At 71.0% G+C, this 18541-nt stretch carries 18 protein-coding genes; 2 read left to right on the top strand and 16 right to left on the bottom strand.

Annotation, left to right across the window (positions count from 1 at the left end; translation table 11 throughout):
• Positions 1 to 5: 5 nt before the first annotated feature.
• The 9 genes from OCEPR_RS09770 to OCEPR_RS09810 all read right to left on the bottom strand — a co-directional run bounded on the left by OCEPR_RS09770 (position 6) and on the right by OCEPR_RS09810 (position 10090).
• On the bottom strand, positions 6 to 1610 hold the full coding sequence (locus OCEPR_RS09770; RefSeq protein ID WP_013458555.1) for an ankyrin repeat domain-containing protein: 1605 nt from the start codon (positions 1608 to 1610) through the stop codon (positions 6 to 8).
• A 36-nt stretch (positions 1611 to 1646) separates the two neighbouring features.
• Positions 1647 to 2726 (bottom strand): ankyrin repeat domain-containing protein, encoded by a 1080-nt coding sequence (locus tag OCEPR_RS09775; protein WP_041554199.1) that lies wholly within the window; start codon positions 2724 to 2726, stop codon positions 1647 to 1649.
• A gap of 50 nt (positions 2727 to 2776) precedes the next feature.
• Positions 2777 to 5224: an ATP-binding protein gene (locus tag OCEPR_RS09780; RefSeq protein ID WP_013458557.1), complete on the bottom strand. Its 2448-nt coding sequence runs from the start codon at positions 5222 to 5224 to the stop codon at positions 2777 to 2779.
• Positions 5221 to 6192, bottom strand: coding sequence for a D-alanine--D-alanine ligase family protein (locus OCEPR_RS09785; RefSeq protein ID WP_013458558.1), 972 nt, complete (start codon positions 6190 to 6192; stop codon positions 5221 to 5223). Before OCEPR_RS09785 ends, OCEPR_RS09780 begins: the two co-directional genes overlap by 4 nt.
• Before the next feature lie 294 nt (positions 6193 to 6486).
• Positions 6487 to 7104 carry an aminoacyl-tRNA hydrolase gene (gene pth, locus OCEPR_RS09790; RefSeq protein ID WP_049773605.1) on the bottom strand — a complete coding sequence of 206 codons (618 nt, stop codon included), beginning with the start codon at positions 7102 to 7104 and terminating at the stop codon, positions 6487 to 6489.
• A gap of 98 nt (positions 7105 to 7202) precedes the next feature.
• Positions 7203 to 7841, bottom strand: coding sequence for a 50S ribosomal protein L25 (locus OCEPR_RS09795; protein ID WP_013458560.1), 639 nt, complete (start codon positions 7839 to 7841; stop codon positions 7203 to 7205).
• A 136-nt stretch (positions 7842 to 7977) separates the two neighbouring features.
• Positions 7978 to 8898, bottom strand: a complete 921-nt coding sequence (locus OCEPR_RS09800; RefSeq protein WP_013458561.1) for a ribose-phosphate diphosphokinase — start codon at positions 8896 to 8898, stop codon at positions 7978 to 7980.
• Between the two features lie 18 nt (positions 8899 to 8916).
• A complete protein-coding gene (locus tag OCEPR_RS09805; RefSeq protein WP_013458562.1) occupies positions 8917 to 9618 on the bottom strand; it encodes a 5'-methylthioadenosine/adenosylhomocysteine nucleosidase in 702 nt (233 codons plus the stop codon).
• 1 nt (position 9619) lies between these two features.
• The gene (locus OCEPR_RS09810; RefSeq protein WP_013458563.1) at positions 9620 to 10090 is read right to left on the bottom strand and encodes an S-ribosylhomocysteine lyase; all 471 of its coding nucleotides are present in this window, start codon (positions 10088 to 10090) and stop codon (positions 9620 to 9622) included.
• 99 nt (positions 10091 to 10189) lie between these two features.
• Between OCEPR_RS09810 and OCEPR_RS09815 the strand changes: the two genes are divergently transcribed.
• Entirely contained in the window at positions 10190 to 10537 is a 348-nt protein-coding gene (locus OCEPR_RS09815; RefSeq protein WP_013458564.1) for a hypothetical protein, read from the top strand.
• A 139-nt stretch (positions 10538 to 10676) separates the two neighbouring features.
• Positions 10677 to 12431, top strand: a complete 1755-nt coding sequence (locus OCEPR_RS09820) for a chloride channel protein (RefSeq protein WP_013458565.1) — start codon at positions 10677 to 10679, stop codon at positions 12429 to 12431.
• An 18-nt stretch (positions 12432 to 12449) separates the two neighbouring features.
• Here the strand turns inward: OCEPR_RS09820 and OCEPR_RS09825 are convergent, their stop codons facing one another.
• The 7 genes from OCEPR_RS09825 to OCEPR_RS09855 all read right to left on the bottom strand — a co-directional run bounded on the left by OCEPR_RS09825 (position 12450) and on the right by OCEPR_RS09855 (position 18527).
• Entirely contained in the window at positions 12450 to 12722 is a 273-nt protein-coding gene (locus OCEPR_RS09825; protein WP_013458566.1) for a hypothetical protein, read from the bottom strand.
• A gap of 5 nt (positions 12723 to 12727) precedes the next feature.
• Positions 12728 to 13636 carry a ribokinase gene (locus OCEPR_RS09830; RefSeq protein WP_013458567.1) on the bottom strand — a complete coding sequence of 303 codons (909 nt, stop codon included), beginning with the start codon at positions 13634 to 13636 and terminating at the stop codon, positions 12728 to 12730.
• A 53-nt stretch (positions 13637 to 13689) separates the two neighbouring features.
• Positions 13690 to 15894, bottom strand: coding sequence for a catalase/peroxidase HPI (gene katG / locus OCEPR_RS09835; RefSeq protein ID WP_013458568.1), 2205 nt, complete (start codon positions 15892 to 15894; stop codon positions 13690 to 13692).
• A gap of 101 nt (positions 15895 to 15995) precedes the next feature.
• Entirely contained in the window at positions 15996 to 17246 is a 1251-nt protein-coding gene (nhaA, locus tag OCEPR_RS09840; protein ID WP_013458569.1) for a Na+/H+ antiporter NhaA, read from the bottom strand.
• 47 nt (positions 17247 to 17293) lie between these two features.
• Complete coding sequence (locus OCEPR_RS09845) at positions 17294 to 17767, bottom strand: Fur family transcriptional regulator (RefSeq protein ID WP_013458570.1); 474 nt, start codon at positions 17765 to 17767, stop codon at positions 17294 to 17296.
• Positions 17768 to 17830: 63 nt separating this feature from the next.
• Positions 17831 to 18259: a ferritin-like domain-containing protein gene (locus tag OCEPR_RS09850; protein WP_013458571.1), complete on the bottom strand. Its 429-nt coding sequence runs from the start codon at positions 18257 to 18259 to the stop codon at positions 17831 to 17833.
• A gap of 88 nt (positions 18260 to 18347) precedes the next feature.
• Positions 18348 to 18527, bottom strand: coding sequence for a hypothetical protein (locus tag OCEPR_RS09855; RefSeq protein WP_013458572.1), 180 nt, complete (start codon positions 18525 to 18527; stop codon positions 18348 to 18350).
• Positions 18528 to 18541 lie beyond the last annotated feature (14 nt).

Raw genomic sequence — 18541 nt, forward strand, 5'->3', positions numbered from 1 at the left:
TCCGCCTAGCGGTCTTCCGGGTGCATCCCGATCGGGTAAAGCCCCACGGTCAGGTCGGTTTCGGCCAGTTGAGGGTTCTTCATCAGCAGGTTCCAGGGGTAGGCGCCCGCCGCGTCCTGCACCACGGCCGCGACGTCCAGCTCGATGAGCAGGGTCGGCACCGCCTCGTCTTCGGCGAACAGCGCCGCCAGGTGCAGGGCGTTGCGCCCCAGCTTGCTGCGGGCGTTCACGTCGGCGCCGAGCTCCGCCAGCGCCCGCAGGGCGGCGCCGTTACCGGCGCGCGCGGCTGCGAGGAAGGGCGTCCAGCCGTCGCCGTCCCTGGCTTCCAGATCGGCCCCCAGGAGCACCAGTTCGCGCAGGGTCCCGGAGTCGTCGCCCAGGCGGGCGGCCACGTGCAGCGGGGTTTCGCCGAGGTCGTTGCGGGCGGCCGGATCGAGCCCCAGGCGCACCCAGGCCTTCAGGTCGGGGCTTCCCTGGGCGGCTGCGAAATGAAGCGCGCTCCAGTTCCAACGGCCGCGGGCGGCGGGATCGGCCCCCAGCTCCACCAACAGGCGAGCGACCTCTATCGAACCGCCCCAGTCGGCCAGCAGCAGGAGCGGGGTCTTCTGCTCGAGGTCGCGTGCATTCACGTCGGCGCCCGCCCGGGCGAGCAGACGCACGACGGCGGTGGAGTCGGCCGTGGCCGCTCCGTGCAGGGGCGTCCAGCCGTCCTCGTCGCGGGCGGCCACGTCGGCGCCGCGGTCGAGCAGCAACGCCACCGCCTTGGGGCGGCCGCCCACCCGGGCCGCCAGGTGCAGCGGCGTTTCACCGATTCCGCTGCGGGCCTCCAGCGACCCGCCCGCGTCGAGCAGGGCCGCAAGCACGTCCGCCACCCCCTCCCCCTCGTTCAGCGCCGCCGCCGCGTGCACCGGGGTCCAGCCGTCGCCGTCGGTCGCTTTCGGATCCAACCCCGCGCCCAGCAGCCGGCGCACCGCCTCGGCGTCGGGAGCCGCGGCCGCGGCCAGATGCAGCGCGGTCGCGCCGTCGTCCGCGCGCACGCCGGTGCGGGCCCCGGCCTCGAGCAGCACGGCAATCTTGTCGGCCCGCCCCGAGGAGGCCGCGCTCAAGAACGGGGTCCAGCCGTCGGCGTCCACCGCTTCCAGGTCCGCGCCCAGGCGCACGAGCTCCCGGACCGCCTCCGGTTCGGGGTTGAGCCGCGCCGCCAGGTGCAGCGGCGTCTCGTCCAGCCCGTTGGTCAGGCGAACGTCGGCCCCGGCGGCGACCAACAGGCGGAGCGCTCCGGGGTCGGGGTTGTCGGCCGCCGCACGCATCAACGGGGTGAACGCCTCGCCGTCGCGCGGATCGAGGGAACGGCCCGCCGCGCGCCAACCGTCGATCACGACCTCCAGCACCGCCGGATTCGCGAACCGGGCCGCCAGGTGCAGCGGCGTCTCGCCCTCGTCGTCCACGAGGTCGGGCCAGCCCGCCGTTTCCCGCAGCAACGGCTCGAGCCGGTCCGGGGACGCGGTGCGCCAGAATCCGGGCTCGAGCAGGCGGCCTCCGGAGCCGGCCGCAGAGATGGAAACCGATACCAAGAAAAAGAGAACTACGGTAAATGCAAGCCGTTTCACTCCGTTACGCTAGCATGATGCCGCGGCGGGGACGGTTCAGCGACCAGTGGCCCTCCGCAGCGCGGCCTCGGCTTCGCTGCCCTGCAGCCTGACGTTGTGCATGAGCAGGTAGTCGAGCGCGGTCATCCCCGCGGCGTCCTGCAACCGCGGGTTGGCGCCCAACCGAAGGAGGGTCAGCACCACTTCGGGGTTGGGGTTCTTCCAGGCGGCGTAGATCAGCGGCGTCTTCCACAGCGGATCGGTGGCGTTGACGCGGGCCCCCGCGTCGATCAGCGCCTCGATCACCGCGGGCTCCGGGTTGTCGCGCGCGGCGATGTGCAACGGCCGGGTGCCGGTGGCCGTCCGCCGGTTCACGTCCAACCCCCGGCGGACCAGCACCCGAACCACCTCGGGTTCGCGGGTGGCCTGGGCGGCCAGGTACAGCGCCGAGCGGTCCAGCCGGTCGCCCAGCGTCGGGTCCGCGCCCAGCTTCAAGAGGACCTCGACTCCGGGCGCGTTGCCGGCGACGACCGCGGTGGCCAGCGGCGGCAGCCCCTGGGCGTCGGGCTCCTCGATCCGCGCCCCCATGCGCAGCAGCTCGCGAAAGACGCCGACGTCGGCATTGCTCGCCGCCGCCGCGTGCAACGGGGTACGTCCGCTTTGGTCGCGGGCGCCGACGTCGGCCCCGAAGTAGGCCAGCACCTGCAGGACCCCCGGCGTGCGCGAGAGCGCCGCCGCGTAGTGCAGCGGGGTGCGCCCCCGGTCGTCGCTCAGGTCCAGCCGCGCCCCCGACTCGATCAACGCCTGCACCGCCGCCGGAGCGGTGCTCCTGGCCGCGGCCCACATCAGCGGGGTCTGCCGCTTCGCGTTGGCGCGGTTCGGGTCGGCGCCTCGCTGCACCAGGTAGCGGATCACCCGCGGATCGCGGGAAAAGGCCGCGGCGTAGTGCAGCGCGGTGTTGCCGCCCGGGAAGAGCGCCTGCACCTTGGCCCGGGTGTCGAAGTCGCGCGCGACCCGCGGGTAGTCCGCCGCCGCCCAGTAAGCCTCACCGAACCGCGCGCCCTGCGCCCCCGCCGCCAGCGCCAAGAGCAGGAGCCAGGGCGCGCTGATGCGCGCAATCATCCCAGCCTTGTTCATACCGGCTTTATACCACGCGGTGATGCCTCCACAGAAACCGCCGGCGCGGCCTAGGGGGCCGCCCGCAGCAACCGTTGGGCCGCCCCCTCGCCCACGACGTAGTGGGGCACCCAGGCGACGCCGAAGAACTCGAGGGCGACGTCTTTCTTGTAGGGCGTCACCGGGATCGGCTCGACGTCCTCGGCCAGCTCCTCCCAGCGGTCCTCGATCTCGCCGACCTCGTCTTCCAGCTCGTCCAGCAGGGCCTGGATCTCCTTCTCCAGCGCGGCGATCTCGGCCTTCGACTCCTCCACGTCCTCCTTGGCGCGGGCCGTCATCCGCCGCTTGGAGAGCGCCCCGGTGAGCGCGCGCTTGCGGCCGCCGAAGAGGCCGATCACGGTGTCCAGGTAGCCGCCCATTTCTTCCATCTTGCGGCGGGAAAGCTCGGCTTCGTCCTCGGCCAGCTCGCGCCGCTCGCGCTCCAGCTTCTTCCTCAGGCTGGCGACCTTGCGCTCGTACTTCTTGCGCAGCTTCTCGGCCTCTGCGCGCGCCTTCCACTCGGCTTCCTTGCGGCAGCGCTCGAGGAATTCCTCGCGGCCCAGCTCGGGGCCGCCGTAGAGCTTCAGGTAGGGGTTGTGCCAGACCCGGGCCTCGGCCGACTGGTAAACCCAGTCCTTGAAGCCGCGGGCCAGCTTGGCGAGCGCCCGACCGTCGGCCAGCTCGCCCGGCAGCTCTTCCCAGCGGGCGTCGGGCGCGGGCCTGCCCTCGAGCACGCCCTCGTCGAAGGGTGCGTGGGGGTGGTCCTCCCAGCGCACCAGGCCCGCGAGCTCCTCGGGCGGCACCAGCGCGGCGGTCTTGAGGACGGTGTTCAGCTCGTATTTGCGGCGGGCGAAGCGCACCTCGGCCTGGGCCAGCAGCTCGGGCCGGTAGAGGACGGCCGCGGGCCCCTCCGCCCGCACGCCCGCCCGGCGCGCCGCATCGGCGAAGGCGACGGTGGCCGGCAGCACGTAGTCCTCCACCCCGGCGGGCACCGCCGGCCGGGTGGCGAATCCGGGCGGCTCGGCGGCCTCCGGCTCCCGGACCGCGGCGGCCTGCGCGGGCGCAGCCTCCTGCGGCGCGGCCGCTTCCCCGGCGCCCGCCAGCCGGTTGAGCGCCGGGATCTGCTCGCGGGTCAGCGGACCGGCCAGGTAGTTCATCACCCAGCGGGTACCGAAGAGGGCCGGAGCCTTCTCGTGGACGTTCTTGGCCAGGAAGACGCGCTTGCCCAGGCTGGAGATCAGCCGGTCGAACGCCTCGCGGTCGAGGCCGCCGGAAACGCCCTCGAGCCCGTCGAGCAAGCGCTGCTTGTCGTACTGGGTCTGCAGCCGGCCGATGAACCAGGTGCCGGCGTTGGTCAGCGCCTTGTAGTCGACGTCGACCGGGTTCTGGGTGGCGAGGAGCAGCCCCACCCCGAAGGCGCGGGCCTGCTTGAGCAGCCGCAGCAGCGGCCCCTTGCTGGGCGGGTCCTGGCCCGGCGGCAGGTAGCCGAAGATCTCGTCGAAGTAGAGCAGCGCCCTGAGCGCGGTGGTGCCCGACTGCCTGCGGGTCCAGCTCTCCAGCGCCGTGAGCAGCAGGGTGACGAAGAACATCCGTTCTTCGTCGCTCAGGTGGGCGATGTAGAAGACGCTGTGGCGCGGGGTGCCGCCCTTGGCGTAGAGCAACGCCCCGACGTCGAGCGGCTGGCCCTCGGTCCAGACCTGGAAGGCGGGCGCGGCCAGGATGTTGTTGAGGCGCATGGCCAGCCCGAAGCGCTCACGCGGCGGGAAGAAGGTGTCGGTGTCGAAGACGCCCAGCTTTGCGAAGGGCGGGTTCTGGACCTGCATGATCAGCTCGCCCAGGTCCAGGTCGCGCCCCGCCCGCCAGGCCGCTTCGAGGATGCGCGCGACCAGGATGTGCTCGCGGCTGGTGACCGGGTCGAGGTCGGAGTAGCCGACCAGACCCAGAAGGGCGGTGGCGGTGCTGGCCACCTGCTCGCGCAGCTCCTCGGCCTGGGTCCGCCAGTCACCCGCCGGGGCGCGCAGCGAGGCCAGGATGGAAACGGGAACCCCGGCCGTGGAGCCGGGGGTGTAGACCGCGTAGCGGACGCGGTCCAGTTCGCGGATCTGCTCGGGGCCCAGCCCCCACCCGGCCAGCCCCTTCTGCCACAGCGCCGCCTTCTCGGCGGCGAGCTCGCCCGTCGTCTTGCCCGCGCGCCGGGCCTCGTCGGGGTTGACCCAGGGTTCGAAGTCTTCCGGGGCCAGGCGGGGGAAATGCAAGAGCTCGTTGGTCAGGTCGCCCTTGGGGTCGAGGATCAGCGCGGGGATGCGCTTCCTGGCCGCCTCCTCGAGCAGCCCGATGCCCAGCCCCGTCTTGCCCGAGCCCGTCATGCCGAGGATGACGCCGTGGGTCGTCAGGTCGTCAGGGTCGTAGGTGAACGGGGTCTCGCCGAGGTCGCCGGCCGCGTCGTCGTAAAGGCGGCCCAGGTAGAAACGTCGCTTCATTCCAATGCCAATTCTACCAAGCGGGTAAGCAGCTCCGGGTACGGGAGGCCCGAGGCCTGCCACAGCTTGGGGTACATGGAGAAGGGGGTGAACCCGGGGATGGTGTTCAGCTCGTTCAGGTAGATCTCGCCGGATTCGGCCAGGAAGAAGTCGACCCGGGCCATGCCGCGCACGCCCAGGACCCGGTAGGCCCGCACCGCCATCTCCTGCACGGTCTCCTGGGTGCCGGGGTCGAGGGCGGCGGGGATGTCCAGCTCCGCGGCGCCGGCGGTGTACTTGGTGGCGTAGTCGTAGAACTCCGCCTGGTAACGCACCTCGCCCACCACGCTGGCCTCCGCCTCGACGTTGCCGAGCAGGGCGACCTCGAGCTCCCGCACCCCCGGTACAGCCTGCTCGATGACCACCTTGTCGTCGTGGCGAAAGGCCTCGTCCAGGGCCGGGCGCAGCTCGGCGTAGCGCCGCACCTTGGCGATCCCCACGCTGGAGCCGGCCCGGGCCGGCTTGACGAAGAAGGGGGGCTCGAGCCCCACAAAGACGGGCTCGCCCTTGCGCAGCACCTCCCAGGGCACCACCGGCAGCCCCGCCTGGGCGAGGATCCGCTTCGACAGGTCCTTGTCCATGCAGACGGCGCTGGCGGTCACGTCGGCGCCCACGTAGGGCACCCCCAGCATCTCGAAAAACCCCTGGATCGTGCCGTCCTCGCCCCAGCGGCCGTGCAGCAGGGGGAAGACGACGTCGTAGTCGCGCCAGGCGACCGGAGGCGGGAAGGGATGGTCGCCCCGCGGGGCACGGCCGGCCTCGATCGCGTCGAGCGCCAGCCGCCCCAGCAACCAGCGGCCGTCCTTGGCGATGACGGCGGGGTCGGCGTCGAAGGGCAGGGCCTCGAGCACGCCCTGGGCCGACTGCAGCGAGACCTCGTGCTCCCCCGAGCGCCCCCCGGCCACGAGCAGAATGCGTTTCGGCTTCACACCGTCAGGATACTTCGGCCGGAAGGTGGGGTGCAGGAAGCGGGATGCAGGAGGTGGGAGGTGGGATGTAGGTTTTTGCGATGCAGAAGGTAAACCTTCGGTTTTATCAGCGCCCGCGACCCCCACCCCGGCCCTCCCCAGGGGGAGGGAGTCTTAATGCGCCGCAACCGGACCGAAGGCTATATCACTGCAACGAAAAGAAAACACCACAAGCTACAGGCCACGAGCTACAAGCCGATTACCACAAGTTACAAGCCACGGGCGCTTAGCTAACCACGCACCGCGCACTATCGACTAGCTGCCGCTTTCCCGCAAATCCAGCCCGTTGAAGCGCTGCTGGGCGGCCTCGAGCCCCTGGTCGCGCCAGGTTCGCACCGCCTCCGCCGCCGCCGCCGCCACCCGGTCGGCGACGCCGCGCTCGTCGGGCGAGAACTTCGAGAGCACCCAGCTCGCCGCGTCCCAACCGGCCGGCGGCCGGCCGATGCCCAGGCGCAGGCGGTCGAAGCGGTCGGTGCCCAGCTGCTCGATGATCGAGCGCACCCCCTTCTGCCCCCCGGCGCTGCCGCCGCGGCGCAGGCGCAGCCGCCCCAGGGGCAGGTCCATGTCGTCGTGCACCACCAGCAGGCGCTCGGGCGCGATCTTGTAGTAGCGCACGAAGGGCGCGACCGCCTCGCCCGAGGCGTTCATGAAGGTCGTGGGCTTCATCAGCCAGCCGCTCCCCCAGCGGGTGGTGAAGGCCCGGCCCTGCTGCTTCCAGGCGAGGCGCTCCTCCCGGGCGATGCGGTCGACCACCCAGAACCCCAGGTTGTGGCGGGTCTCCGCGTAACGCGGGCCGGGGTTGCCCAGCCCCACCACCAGAAAGCGCGCGCTCACGTCAGGATCCCCCTCGTCCAACTCCACGTCGGGCCGCATGGCGAACCCGGCCAGCCAGCGTTTCAGCTTCCCCCAGTCCACCCGCCCAGTCTACGAAAAAGGGAGGCCGCAGCCTCCCCGTGGGTGCAGGCTTCGGGTTACTCGGCCTCTTCCTCTTCCGCCTTGCCGCGCTTGATCAGCTCGGGCTCGGCTTCCATTCCTTCGGCTTCGGCGGCCTCGGCCTCGAGCTTCTCGATGTCTTCGGGCGGCACCACCGTGGCGACCACGGCCTCGGGGTCGGTGAGCAGCTCGACCCCCTCGGGCAGGGCCAGGTCGGAGGCGTGGAGCACGTCGCCGATCTCCAGCTCCGAGACGTCCACCTCGATGAAGCCGGGGATGTTGCGCGGCAGCACCCGCACCTCCAGGTCGGTGAGCGGCGTCGAAAGCACGCCCCCCAGCTTGACGCCCTTGGCCTCGCCCACGAACTTGAGGTTGACGTACATGTCCAGGGTCTGGCCCTTGGTGAGGACGTAGAAGTCCACGTGCTCGGGGCGGCGGCGGCGCTTGTCGAGCTGCACCTGGCGGACCACGGTGTCGACGGTCTCGCCGTCGGGCAGCTCGAGCGTGATCACGTGGTGCACCCCGGCGTTGCGGAAGACCTTGTCGAACTCGCCCAGGTGGACGTAGAGCTTCTTGTTGACGTTCTTGTTGTACATGATGCCGGGCAGCTTGCCTTCACGCCGCAGCACCTTGGGTTTTTCCGACTCGCGGTAATAGGCTTTGAGCTTGTACTCCATGCTTCCTCCTAGGCCGCGTGCGCGGCGGGGGCACACGGCGCCGGCACTCCGGCACGCAAACCCGATTGTACGCGGACGGTGGGCCCGGGGTCAACCGTTCGCGGCCGGGAAGCGGGGCCGCCCCACCACCCGCTTCCTAGATCAACGCCGAAACCGACTGGTGCGTGTGCACCGCCCGGATCGCCTGCGCCAGCAGCGGCGCGGTCGAGAGGATCTCGTACCCTTCGCCGGCGTCCAGGGCGATGGTGTCGGTGAAGACGACCCGTTCGATGCCCATGTGCGAGAGGTTGCTGCGCGCCGGCCCCACGAGCACCGCGTGGGTGGCCATCACCACCGCCTCGGGCTTGGCCCCCGCGGCCACCAGCGCGTCCACCCCGCGGCGGATCGTGCCGCCGGTCGAGACGATGTCGTCGATGATGAGGGGCCGGAGCCCCTCCACGTCGCCGATCACGTAGGTCACCTCGGTCTCGGTGGGGCCGGTGCGGCGCTTGGCCAGCATGGCCATGGGCAGGCCCAACAGGTTGGACAGCCGCCGCGCCTCCTCGGCGCGGCCGGCGTCGGGGCTGACGACGACCGAACCGTCCACGAGCCCTTCGCGCTCGATGTACTCGGCGAAGAGGCGCACCGAGCGCAGGTGGTCGACCGGAATGTTGAAGAAGCCCTGGATCTGCGGGGCGTGCAGGTCGATGGCGATCACCCGGTGGTACCCCGCCCGTTCGATCAGGTCGGCCACCAGCTTGGCGCTGATGGGCTCGCGGCCGATGCTCTGCTTGTCCTGGCGCGCATAGCCGAAGTAGGGCACCACGGCGTTGATGCGGCCGGCGCTCGAGCGCCGGAGCGCGTCGGCGTAGAGCAGGAGTTCCATCAAGTTCTCGTTGACCGGCGGCGCGGTGGGCTGGATGACGTAGACGTCGTTGCCGCGCACGCTCTCCCCCAGCTGCAGCCGCACCTCACCGTCGGGAAAGCGCTGAACCAGCGACTCCCCCAGCGGCAACCCCAGATAACCGGCGATCTTCTCGGCCAGCGCCCGGTTGGCGTTCCCCGAAAACAGCTTCATAGCCCCACCCCTCGTACCTCAATCTACCCGGTCGAGGTGGGCCAGGGTGTCCTCGACGAGCGCGGCCAGCTTCTGCGAGACCTCCACCAAGAAGGCCTCGAACGCCCCCGGCGCGGCGGTGTCGGCGGCGTCGGTGACGGCCCGCACCAGCGCCATCGGCACCCCCAGCTTGCGCGCCGCCCACAGCGCCGCCGCCCCTTCCATCTCCACCGCGTCGGCGGCGAAGGTCGCGCGGATCCAGCGGGCGGTCTCGGGGTCGGCCACGAACTTGTCGCCGCTGGCGACCCGGCCGCGCACGTGGTGGTAGCCGAGCCGCTGGGCGCTGGCGTGCAGCGCGCCCGCGAGGGCGGGGTCGGCGGGTATGAAGCGCTCGCCGCTGTCCAGCTCGCCCGGCTCGCGGCCCAGCGGGGTCAGGTCCATGTCCCACTGCACCGCGTCGTCGGCGATCAGCACGTCGCCGGTGGAAAGCTCGGGGTTGAGGGAACCCGCCACCCCCAGCCAGACGGCCCGCGACGGCGCGTAGCGGGCCACCGCCCAGCCAACCACGGCGCCGGCGGCCGCCTTGCCGATGCCGCTTTCCAAGAGCCGCACCTCGTGCCCGCCCAGCTCGCCAGCAAACGCCGGCCAGGGGGCCTCGAGCTTCTCGGCGCGCCCCATGCGCGCCAGCACCGCCTCGGCCTCTTCGCCCTCGGCGGCCAGGAGCAGGATCGGGCCTTCCATCTCAGCGCCCCTCGATAAGAATCGTCTCTTGTACGTGCAACCCCTTCTCGAGCACGCGACGCGACCAGTACTTGGCCTCTTCCAGATCGTGGTCGCGGTAGTTGCCGCACTCGAGCGGGTTGGCCGCCGGCACCGGCCCCTCGTGGGCGACGATGTCGGCCAGGGCCCCCGCGAAGGCCTCCATTACCGCCTCGGGCGCGGGCTGGCCGATGATCACCGCGTAGAAGCCGGTGCGGCAGCCCATCGGGCTCACGTCCACGATGCCCTCCAGGTGGTCGCGCATCTTCATGGCGAGCAGGTGCTCGAAGGTGTGCATCGCCCCGGTGCCGATGACCTCGCGGTTGGGCTGGCCCACCCGCAGGTCCCACTTGCTGATCACCTCCCCGCCGGGGGTGTACTTCAGGTCGGCCAGGCGCACGTACGGCGCCCGCACTTTGGTGTGATCCAGATCGAACGAGGCAACCTTGGCCATGGGTCCATTGTAGTGGCGTGGCGGACGCGGGGAACCCCAGGGGCAACCGGCTCGCCTCTCTCACGCTGCAATGGGCGCACCCACTCTATGATGTGAGCGATGCCCCTATTGCCCGACGAAGACCTGGAGGCCGTCGTGCGGCTCATGCCCGAGGCGTTCACCGTCCTCGAGTTCGCGGACCGGCTGGCCGAGGTGCGGCCCGAGCGCTGGGCCGAGCTGGTGGAACGTTACGGTCTCTACGGATCGGTCACCCGCTACTCGGCGCTCACCTATCTGGGCAACCGCCTTGGCGCCTACTCCCGCCGCAAGGGACGGCCGCTCTTGCTGCCGACGCCGCGCGGCTGGAAGCCCGAAGAAAGCCCGTTCCTGCGGCGCGCCACGCCGGAGGAGCGCAAACGCTTCGGCAGCCCCTGGATCGTCGTCTACCGCCGCCGCCCGGAAGGCTGAACCGCCGCGACGGCCTGGAACGCGCGCCCGCCCGGTCGGTGCGCGTGGGCCTTTCTCCGCGGAACGCGCGACGGCCCTCGCGCCGTGGGACGTGCGTCCGCCGGGGTCGGTGCTAGCCTGAACGTGAAGGTTCGGCGCGATGAACGAACGTTCTCTCCACCCGCTGGCCATGGCCCTGACCTCCATTGCCATCGGCGTGGTGGCCGGGCTGGGGGCCGTCGTCTTCCGCGCCCTCATCGCCCTGATCCACAACCTCGTCTTCCTCGGCCGGTTCTCCACCTACTACGACGCCAACCAGCACACCGCCCTGAGCCCGCTGGGCTTCGGCGTCGTGGCCCTGGTGGTGATGGCGGCCCTGCTCGTCGTCTTCCTCACCCAGAACTACGCACCCGAGGCCCGCGGCCACGGGGTGCCCGAGGTGATGGACGCCATCTACTACCACCGCGGCCGGATCCGGCCCATCGTGGCCGTCGTCAAGTCGCTGGCGTCGGCGCTCTCGATCGGCAGCGGCGGGTCGGTGGGCCGGGAGGGGCCGATCATCCAGATCGGGGCCGCCTTTGGTTCGATCGCCTCGGCCTACCTGCGGCTGCCGCTGCCCCAGCGGATCACCCTGATCGCGGCGGGCGCCGGTGGGGGGATCGCCGCGACGTTCAACACCCCGGTCGGCGGGGTGCTCTTCGCGTTGGAAATCCTGCTGCACGAGGTCAGCGTGCGCACCCTGGTCCCGGTCGCGCTGGCCACGGCCACGGCCACCTACCTGGGCCAGCTCTTCTTCGGGCCCCACCCTTCCTTCGTCATCCCCAGCTTCGAGACCCCCTACTTCGAGCTCGCCAACCCCTGGGTGCTCTTCGCCTACCTGGGGCTGGGGCTGCTCGCGGGCGCCGCCGCCGCGCTCTACATCCGGACGATCTACGGCTTCGAGGACTTCTTCAACCGCCGCTTCCGCCGCCGCCCCTACCTGCGCCACGCGCTGGGGATGGCGCTGGTGGGCGCGATCTTCGTGTTGCTGGCGCAGTACAGCGGCCACTACTACACCCAGGGCGTGGGGTACGCGACCGTGCAGGACGTGCTGATGGGGCGTCTGAACGGCTGGGGCTTCCTGCTGCTGCTCTTCGTCCTCAAGCTCGTCTCCACCGGCCTGACCCTGGGCTCGGGCGCCTCGGGCGGGATCTTCTCGCCCGGGCTCTTCATGGGGGCCACCCTCGGCGGCGCTTACGGCCTGATCCTGGGGCAGGTCTTCCCGGCCCTGAACATCAGCCCGCCGGCCTTCGCGGTGGCCGGCATGGCCGGGGTCATCGGCGGCGCCACCGGCGCCGCGGTGACCGCGATCGTGATCATCTTCGAGATGACGCTCGACTACAGCGCCGTGCTGCCCATGGCCATCACCGTGGCCGCCAGCTACGGGCTGCGCAAGGCGCTCCTGGCCGAGAGCATCTACACGATGAAGCTCGAGCGCCGCGGCCACCCCATGCCCGACGCGCTGCAGACCAACTTCGCCTACATGCAGCCGGTCGCCCAGATCATGGAGCGGCGGGTCGTGCGGGTCCAGGCCGACGTTCCGGTCGCGACGTTCCTGGAGACGCACCGCGGCCGGTTGGCGACGCACTGGTTCGTGGCCTACGAAGGCGGGCGGCCGCAGGGCTACCTGCGCCCGCAGGACGCGCTGGGGCTGGCGCTCGAGGCCGACCCCGGGCAGCCGGTCGCCGCCTACCTGGCGCGGGACTTCGTGCTGGTGGGCGAGCGCCGCCGGCTGTTCAACCTCGTGCCCACGATGCGCCGCCACGGCGCTGCGGCGGCGCTCGTGCTGGGGGGTACGAACGGCGGCGTGGTGGGGGTGGTCTCCGCCGCGGAGCTGGGCCGCCTGACGCTCGACGTCAGCGAGCTCTACGTTTGACGGGGGCCGCGGCCGCGGTCACGCCCGCGGCCGGCGCTCGAGCTCGTCGACGAGCTGCCAGAGGAAGCGTTCGAAGTCCTCCGGCAGCAGGGTAACGCCGTAGGCGCGCCGCACCCGCTCCACGAGCTCCTCGCGCCCGGTCGCGTCGTTGACGAAGTCGCGCAAACGGCTCCGGTCGCTCACCCAAGCCACCGGGTACCCGATGGCCTCCAGCAGACGGCCGATCCGCTCGGCCCGCGCCTCCACCTCGAAGGTTTCGGCCGGAACCAAGGATCCCTCGAACGTTTCCATGAACCCTACGATAGCAACGAACGAACGGCCTCCGCGGTCGGCAGCGACGGCTGCGCCCCCGGCCGCGTGGCCGCGAGCGCCCCGGCGGCGCTGCCGAAGCGCAGCGCCCGCACCAGGGGTTCGCCGGCGGCCAGCGCCGCCGCCAGCCCGCCCACGAAGGCGTCGCCGGCGGCGGTGGTGTCCACCGCCCGGACTTCGAAGGCCGGCAGGGTGCCCGCGCCCTCGGCCCCGGCCCAGACCAGGCCGCGCGCGCCCAGGGTGACGACCGCGACCGGAACCCGGCGCGCCAGCACGCGGGCCAGGGCGAGCGCCTCCTCCGGCCCTGCGGGTTCCCGCGCGCCGGCCACCCGGGCCGCCTCGAACTCGTTGACCACCAGCACGCCGAGCGCCCCCAAGAGCCCTTCCGGTAGCGGCTGCGCCGGCGCGGCGTTGAGCAGCACCCGCGCCCCCGCCGCCCGCCCCAGCTCGGCGGCCCGCTGGACCGTTTCGAGCGGCGTTTCCAGCTGCAAGACGACGACCCCGGCCGCCGCGAACCGCTCGGGGCTGAGGTCATCCGGCCACAGGCGGGCGTTGGCCCCGGGCGAGACGACGATGGCGTTCTGGCCGTCCTCACCCACGCTGATCAGGGCCACGCCGGTGGGCACGTCCAGCTCGGCCACGTCCTCGGTCGCGATGCCCTCGGCTTCCAGGCCGCGCTTCAGCTCGGCGCCGTAGGCGTCGGCCCCGACGCGGCCGATCATCCGCACCCGCGCCCCCAGCCGGGCCGCGGCCACCGCCTGGTTGGCCCCCTTGCCGCCGGGGAAGCGCCGCAGGTCGCCGCCGACGACGGTCTCCCCGGGTTTGGGGTGGCGCGGCACCGGCACCACCAGGTCCATGTTGAGGCTGCCGACCACCAGCACGCTCGCGGATTCCATGCCCCATGGTACGCAGAAACGGCCCCCGCAGGGGCCGTTTCGAATGGTGCGGCTCAGCGCCAGCGCAGGTCGAAGCGGTCGAGGTTCATCACCTTGTCCCAGGCGCGCACGAAGTCGCGCACGAACTTTTCCTTCTTGTCGTCCTCGGCGTAGAACTCGGCCTGGGCCCGCAGCTGCGAGTTGGAGGCGAAGACCAGGTCGACCCGGGTGGCCGTCCACTTGAGCGCCCCGGTGGCGCGGTCTTGGCCGGTGAAGACCTGGCCGTCCTCGTCCGCCGGCTTCCACTCGAGCCCCAGGTCCAGCAGGTTGACGAAGAAGTCGTTGGAAAGCGTTCCCGGGCGCTCGGTGAAGTAGCCGTGCGGGTTGTCGGCGTAGGTCGCCCCCAGCACGCGCATGCCGCCGACGAGCACGGTCATCTCGGGCACGGTCAGCGTGAGCAGCTGGGCCTTGTCGACGAGCGCCTGCTCGGCGGGCAGCTTGCACGCGGGGTGGAGGTAGTTGCGGAAGCCGTCGGCCACGGGCTCGAGGTAGCCGAACGACTCGACGTCGGTCTGCTCCTGGCTCGCGTCGGTGCGGCCGGGGGTGAAGGGCACCGCCACCTCGAAGCCGGCGTCGCGCGCCGCCTTCTCCACCGCGGCCACGCCGCCGAGGACGATCAAGTCGGCGAGCGAGACCCGCTTGCCGTTCTTCTGCTCGGCGTTAAAGGCCTGTTGGATGCCTTCCAGCACCTCGAGCACCCGCGCCAGCCGCTCGGGGCGGTTGACCTCCCAGCCGCGCTGAGGCTCGAGGCGCAGGCGGCCGCCGTTGGCCCCGCCGCGCTTGTCGGAGTCGCGGTAGGTGGAGGCGGCCGACCAGGCGGTGTAGACGAGCTCGGGCACGCTCAGGCCGGAGGCGAGGAGGCGCTTCTTCAGCTCGGCGACGTCGGCCTCGTCGATCAGCTCGTGCTCCACCGGCGGAATCGGGTCCTGCCAGATCAGCTCTTCGTCGGGCACCTCGGGCCCCAGGTAGCGCGAACGCGGCCCCATGTCGCGGTGGGTCAGCTTGAACCAGGCGCGGGCGAAGGCGTCGGCGAAGGCGTCGGGGTCCTCGAGGAAGCGGCGGGCGATCTTGCCGTACTCGGGGTCCATGCGCAGCGCCAGGTCGGTGGTGAGCATGAAGGGCTTGTGCTTCTTCTCGGGGTCGTGGGCGTCGGGGACCATGTCCTCGGGATCGGGATCGACGGCCACCCACTGCCAGGCGCCGGCCGGGCTCTTCTCCAGGTTCCAGTCGTATTTGAAGAGGAGCTCGAGGAAGCTGTTGTCCCACTTCGTGGGGGTGGGCGTCCAGGCGCCTTCGAGGCCGCTGGTGATGGTGTCGGGGCCCTTGCCGCTCCCATAGCTGTTCTTCCAGCCCAGCCCCACCTCCTCGAGCGGCGCGGCCTCGGGCTCGGGGCCCAGGTGGTCGGTGCTGGCGGCGCCGTGGCTCTTGCCGAAGGTGTGCCCGCCGGCGATCAGCGCCACGGTCTCCTCGTCGTTCATGCCCATGCGCCGGAAGCTCTCGCGGATGTGCTTGGCCGACTCGAGCACGTTGGGCTCGCCGCCCGGGCCCTCGGGGTTGACGTAGATCAGGCCCATGTGGTCGGCGGCCAGCGGCTTCTCGAGCTCGCCTTCGGGGTGGCGCTCGTCGGCCAGCCACTCGGACTCGGGGCCCCAGTAGACGTCCTCCTCGGGCTCCCAGATGTCCACCCGGCCGCCGCCGAAACCGAAGGTCTTGAAGCCCATCGACTCGAGGGCGACGTTGCCCGCGAGGATCATCAGGTCGGCCCAGGAGATGGCGTCGCCGTACTTCTTCTTGACGGGCCAGAGCAGCCGGCGCGCCTTGTCGAGGTTGACGTTGTCGGGCCAGCTGTTCACCGGGGCGAAGCGCTGGTTGCCGGTGTTGCCCCCGCCGCGGCCGTCGAAGACGCGGTAGGTTCCCGCCGAGTGCCAGGCCATGCGGATGAAGAGCGGGCCGTAGTGGCCGTAGTCGGCGGGCCACCAGTCCTGCGAGGTCGTCATCAGCTCGCGCAGGTCCTGCTTGACGGCCTCGAGGTCGAGCTTGGCGAAGGCCTCGGCGTAGTCGAAGTCCGGGTCCGTGGGCCTGAGCTCGGCCGGGTTCTGGTGCAGGATCTTCAGGTTGAGCTGGTTCGGCCACCAGTTGCGAACCAGGCTGCCCCCCAGGGTGGTGTGCTTGTAGGCGTCGCCCGTGACCGGGCACTTGCTTTCCGCTTCGCTAGCCATCGTGTCCTCCTTGGTACATATTCATTACCGCTATGAATATGTAGCTACACTATAGCCCCCGCCCGAGCCCTCGAGTGTGAGCGGGGACCCTTTTGCTCCGGCTACGCCCGGCGCGCGGCGGGCCCGCCGCCCGTGCGCCAGAGCACGGCGACCCCCAGGACCGCCGCGGTGACCGAGGCGGAGAGGATGCCCAGCTTGGCCTCGTCCAGCAGCGCCGCGTCGAAGGCGAGGCCGGCGATGAAGAGGGCCATGGTGAAGCCGATGCCCGCGACCAGCCCGACGCCCCCGATCGCCCGCCAGCTCACCCCCTCGGGCAGCTTGGCCAGGCCCAGGCGCACCGCCAGGAAGGCGAAGAGCAGGATGCCCAGCGGCTTGCCGAGCAGCAGCCCCAGGAAGATGCCGAGGGCTACGGCCCCCACCTGGGTGCCCTCGAGCGCCACCCCGGCGTTGAAGAAGGCGAAGACGGGCATGATGAAGTAGGCCACGTAGGGGTGGAGCATGTGTTCCAGCCGGTGCAGCGGCGACTGGGCCTCGCGCGCCGCGTCCTCGAGGTGCTCGAGCCGCGCCTCTTGCAGCTCCGGGTCGGCGGCCGCCGCGTCGCTGTGGTCGGGAAGCGGCCGCGCCTTGCCGATCGGAACCGCGAACGCGAGCAGCACCCCGGCGATGGTGGCGTGCACCCCCGAAAGCAGCACGAAGTACCAGAGCACCAGGCCGACGAGCAGGTACGCCGGCAGCGAGCGCACCCGCAGCGCCCCCAGCAGCAGGGCGAAACCGAAGACCAGCGCGGCCACGCCCAGCGCCCCGGGGTCGAGGTTGCTCGTGTAGAAGAGCGCGATCACCAGCACCGCCCCCAGGTCGTCGACGATGGCCAGCGCGGTGAGGAAGACCTTGAGCGAGAGCGGCACCCGCTTGCCCAAAAGCGAGAGCACCCCCAGGGCGAAGGCGATGTCGGTGGCCATGGGCACGCCCCAGCCCGCCGCCCCCGCGCCCCCGTAGTTGAGCGCGGTGTAGATGAGCGCGGGGGTGACCATCCCCCCCAGCGCCGCGGCGACGGCGAGGCCCGCCTGCTTGGGGTTCTTGAGCTCGCCCTGCAACAGCTCGCGCTTGAGCTCGAGCCCCACCAGCAGGAAGAAGAAGGCCATGAGGAAGTCGTTGACGAAGTGGAGCAGGCTCTTCTTCAGCACCCAGTCGCCCACCTGCAGCTTGAGGTAGACGTCGCGCAGGTCGAAGTAGGCCTGGGCCCAGGGGGAGTTGCTCAGCAGAAAAGCGATCAGGGCGGTGGTGAACAGCAGGATCCCGCCCTTGGCCTCGCTTTCCAGGAATTGTTCAACCAGTCGTTTGATTGGGCGCATAGGTATAGATTACCCCGCAGGTCGACGGAAACCGGACGTCGCCGGGCTCACGCGGTGCGTTTTTCTTCGTGGGCCATCTTGGCCCGGCAAGCGGGGCAGACCCCGTGGAACTCGAGGTGCACGTCGCCCACGCTCCAGGCCGCGACCTCGTCTTCTTCTTCCTCGAAGAGCGCCGTGGGCCGCAGCCGCTCGAGCGGCCCCTCGACCCCCACGTCGACCATGCGCCCGCAGATCTTGCAGACCAGGTGGTGGTGGGGCTCGGTGTTGACGTCGTAGCGGGTATGGCCGTCGGGCCCCACGAAGCGGGAGATCAGGCCCGCCTCGGCCAGCTTGGCCAGGTTCTGGTAGAGGGTCGCGATCGAGAGCGGCTTGCCGCGCTCGCGCAGCGCCTCCAGCATCTCCTCGGGGGTGTAGTGCTCGTGGGTTTCGTGCAGGAGCTCGAGGATGCGGCAACGCGCCTCGGTGGCCCGAAGGTGCCTCTGCTCGATGAGTTGGGTCAACTGCTCGCGGTTACAGGCCATAAACACTTCCATTATGACAAAACGGGGGCCTCACAATGGAAGCCCCCTTTCTTTTCACGTCCCTTACTCCGGGAAGCCCTCGAGCAGCTTGGCGACCTCTTCCTTGTGGTGGGTCTCGTCCACGATCATGTCGTGCAGCTGCGCCACCAGGGCCAGCTCCCCGGCCTCCTCAGCCTGGGCCATGCGGCGGGTGTAGCGCTCGATCGTCTCGGTCTCGGCGGCGAGCACCGCCTCCAGCATCGCGCGCGGGGTCGTGGCCTTGGCCACCGGGGCCGGCTCGGCCGTGGGCACCCCGCCAAGGGCCGAGATCTTGTCGGCCAGCACCTGGGCGTGCTTCAACTCGTCGGCCGCCTCCGCGAGGAAGAAGTCGCGCAGCGCGGGGCGGAAGGGGCCCGCCACCTCGGCGGCGTAGACCGTGTAGGCGATCACGGCTTGGTACTCGTGGGCCAGGTCCTGGTTGAGTCCGTCGATAAGTTCTTGCTTCGTGGTCATCCTCATCACCTCGAATATAATCATAACGGTTATGCATATGTTTTGCAACCCCCCGGTCCCGCCGCCCGGGGGCCGCCCGCCCCGCTCGTCAAGAGGGGTCCGCGGCCTCCGGATCGCGCTCCGCCGCGCTGCGGCTCCGCAGGTGCTCGACCAGCCGTTCGAGGTTGGGGAAGTAGCGCACGCCTTCCGCGGCGTCCCGGACCTCGATGCGCACGCCCTCCTCGTCGCGCCACAACCTGAGCACGAAGACCTGCACGCGCCGTTCCATAGCGCCTCCCGAAA

The organism is Oceanithermus profundus DSM 14977 (genome assembly GCF_000183745.1).
Taxonomy (GTDB): domain Bacteria; phylum Deinococcota; class Deinococci; order Deinococcales; family Marinithermaceae; genus Oceanithermus; species Oceanithermus profundus.

Bases quoted from the DNA above. Each gene is read 5' to 3' on its own strand.
- OCEPR_RS09775 (WP_041554199.1), bottom strand. From the start codon at position 2,726: ATGAACAAGGCTGGGATGATTGCGCGCATCAGCGCGCCCTGGCTCCTG.
- OCEPR_RS09780 (WP_013458557.1), bottom strand. From the start codon at position 5,224: ATGAAGCGACGTTTCTACCTGGGCCGCCTTTACGACGACGCGGCCGGC.
- pth (WP_049773605.1), bottom strand. From the start codon at position 7,104: ATGCGGCCCGACGTGGAGTTGGACGAGGGGGATCCTGACGTGAGCGCG.
- OCEPR_RS09795 (WP_013458560.1), bottom strand. From the start codon at position 7,841: ATGGAGTACAAGCTCAAAGCCTATTACCGCGAGTCGGAAAAACCCAAG.
- OCEPR_RS09800 (WP_013458561.1), bottom strand. From the start codon at position 8,898: ATGAAGCTGTTTTCGGGGAACGCCAACCGGGCGCTGGCCGAGAAGATC.
- OCEPR_RS09805 (WP_013458562.1), bottom strand. From the start codon at position 9,618: ATGGAAGGCCCGATCCTGCTCCTGGCCGCCGAGGGCGAAGAGGCCGAG.
- OCEPR_RS09810 (WP_013458563.1), bottom strand. From the start codon at position 10,090: ATGGCCAAGGTTGCCTCGTTCGATCTGGATCACACCAAAGTGCGGGCG.
- OCEPR_RS09815 (WP_013458564.1), top strand. From the start codon at position 10,190: ATGCCCCTATTGCCCGACGAAGACCTGGAGGCCGTCGTGCGGCTCATG.
- OCEPR_RS09820 (WP_013458565.1), top strand. From the start codon at position 10,677: ATGAACGAACGTTCTCTCCACCCGCTGGCCATGGCCCTGACCTCCATT.
- OCEPR_RS09825 (WP_013458566.1), bottom strand. From the start codon at position 12,722: ATGGAAACGTTCGAGGGATCCTTGGTTCCGGCCGAAACCTTCGAGGTG.
- OCEPR_RS09830 (WP_013458567.1), bottom strand. From the start codon at position 13,636: ATGGAATCCGCGAGCGTGCTGGTGGTCGGCAGCCTCAACATGGACCTG.
- katG (WP_013458568.1), bottom strand. From the start codon at position 15,894: ATGGCTAGCGAAGCGGAAAGCAAGTGCCCGGTCACGGGCGACGCCTAC.
- nhaA (WP_013458569.1), bottom strand. From the start codon at position 17,246: ATGCGCCCAATCAAACGACTGGTTGAACAATTCCTGGAAAGCGAGGCC.
- OCEPR_RS09845 (WP_013458570.1), bottom strand. From the start codon at position 17,767: ATGGCCTGTAACCGCGAGCAGTTGACCCAACTCATCGAGCAGAGGCAC.
- OCEPR_RS09850 (WP_013458571.1), bottom strand. From the start codon at position 18,259: ATGACCACGAAGCAAGAACTTATCGACGGACTCAACCAGGACCTGGCC.
- OCEPR_RS09855 (WP_013458572.1), bottom strand. From the start codon at position 18,527: ATGGAACGGCGCGTGCAGGTCTTCGTGCTCAGGTTGTGGCGCGACGAG.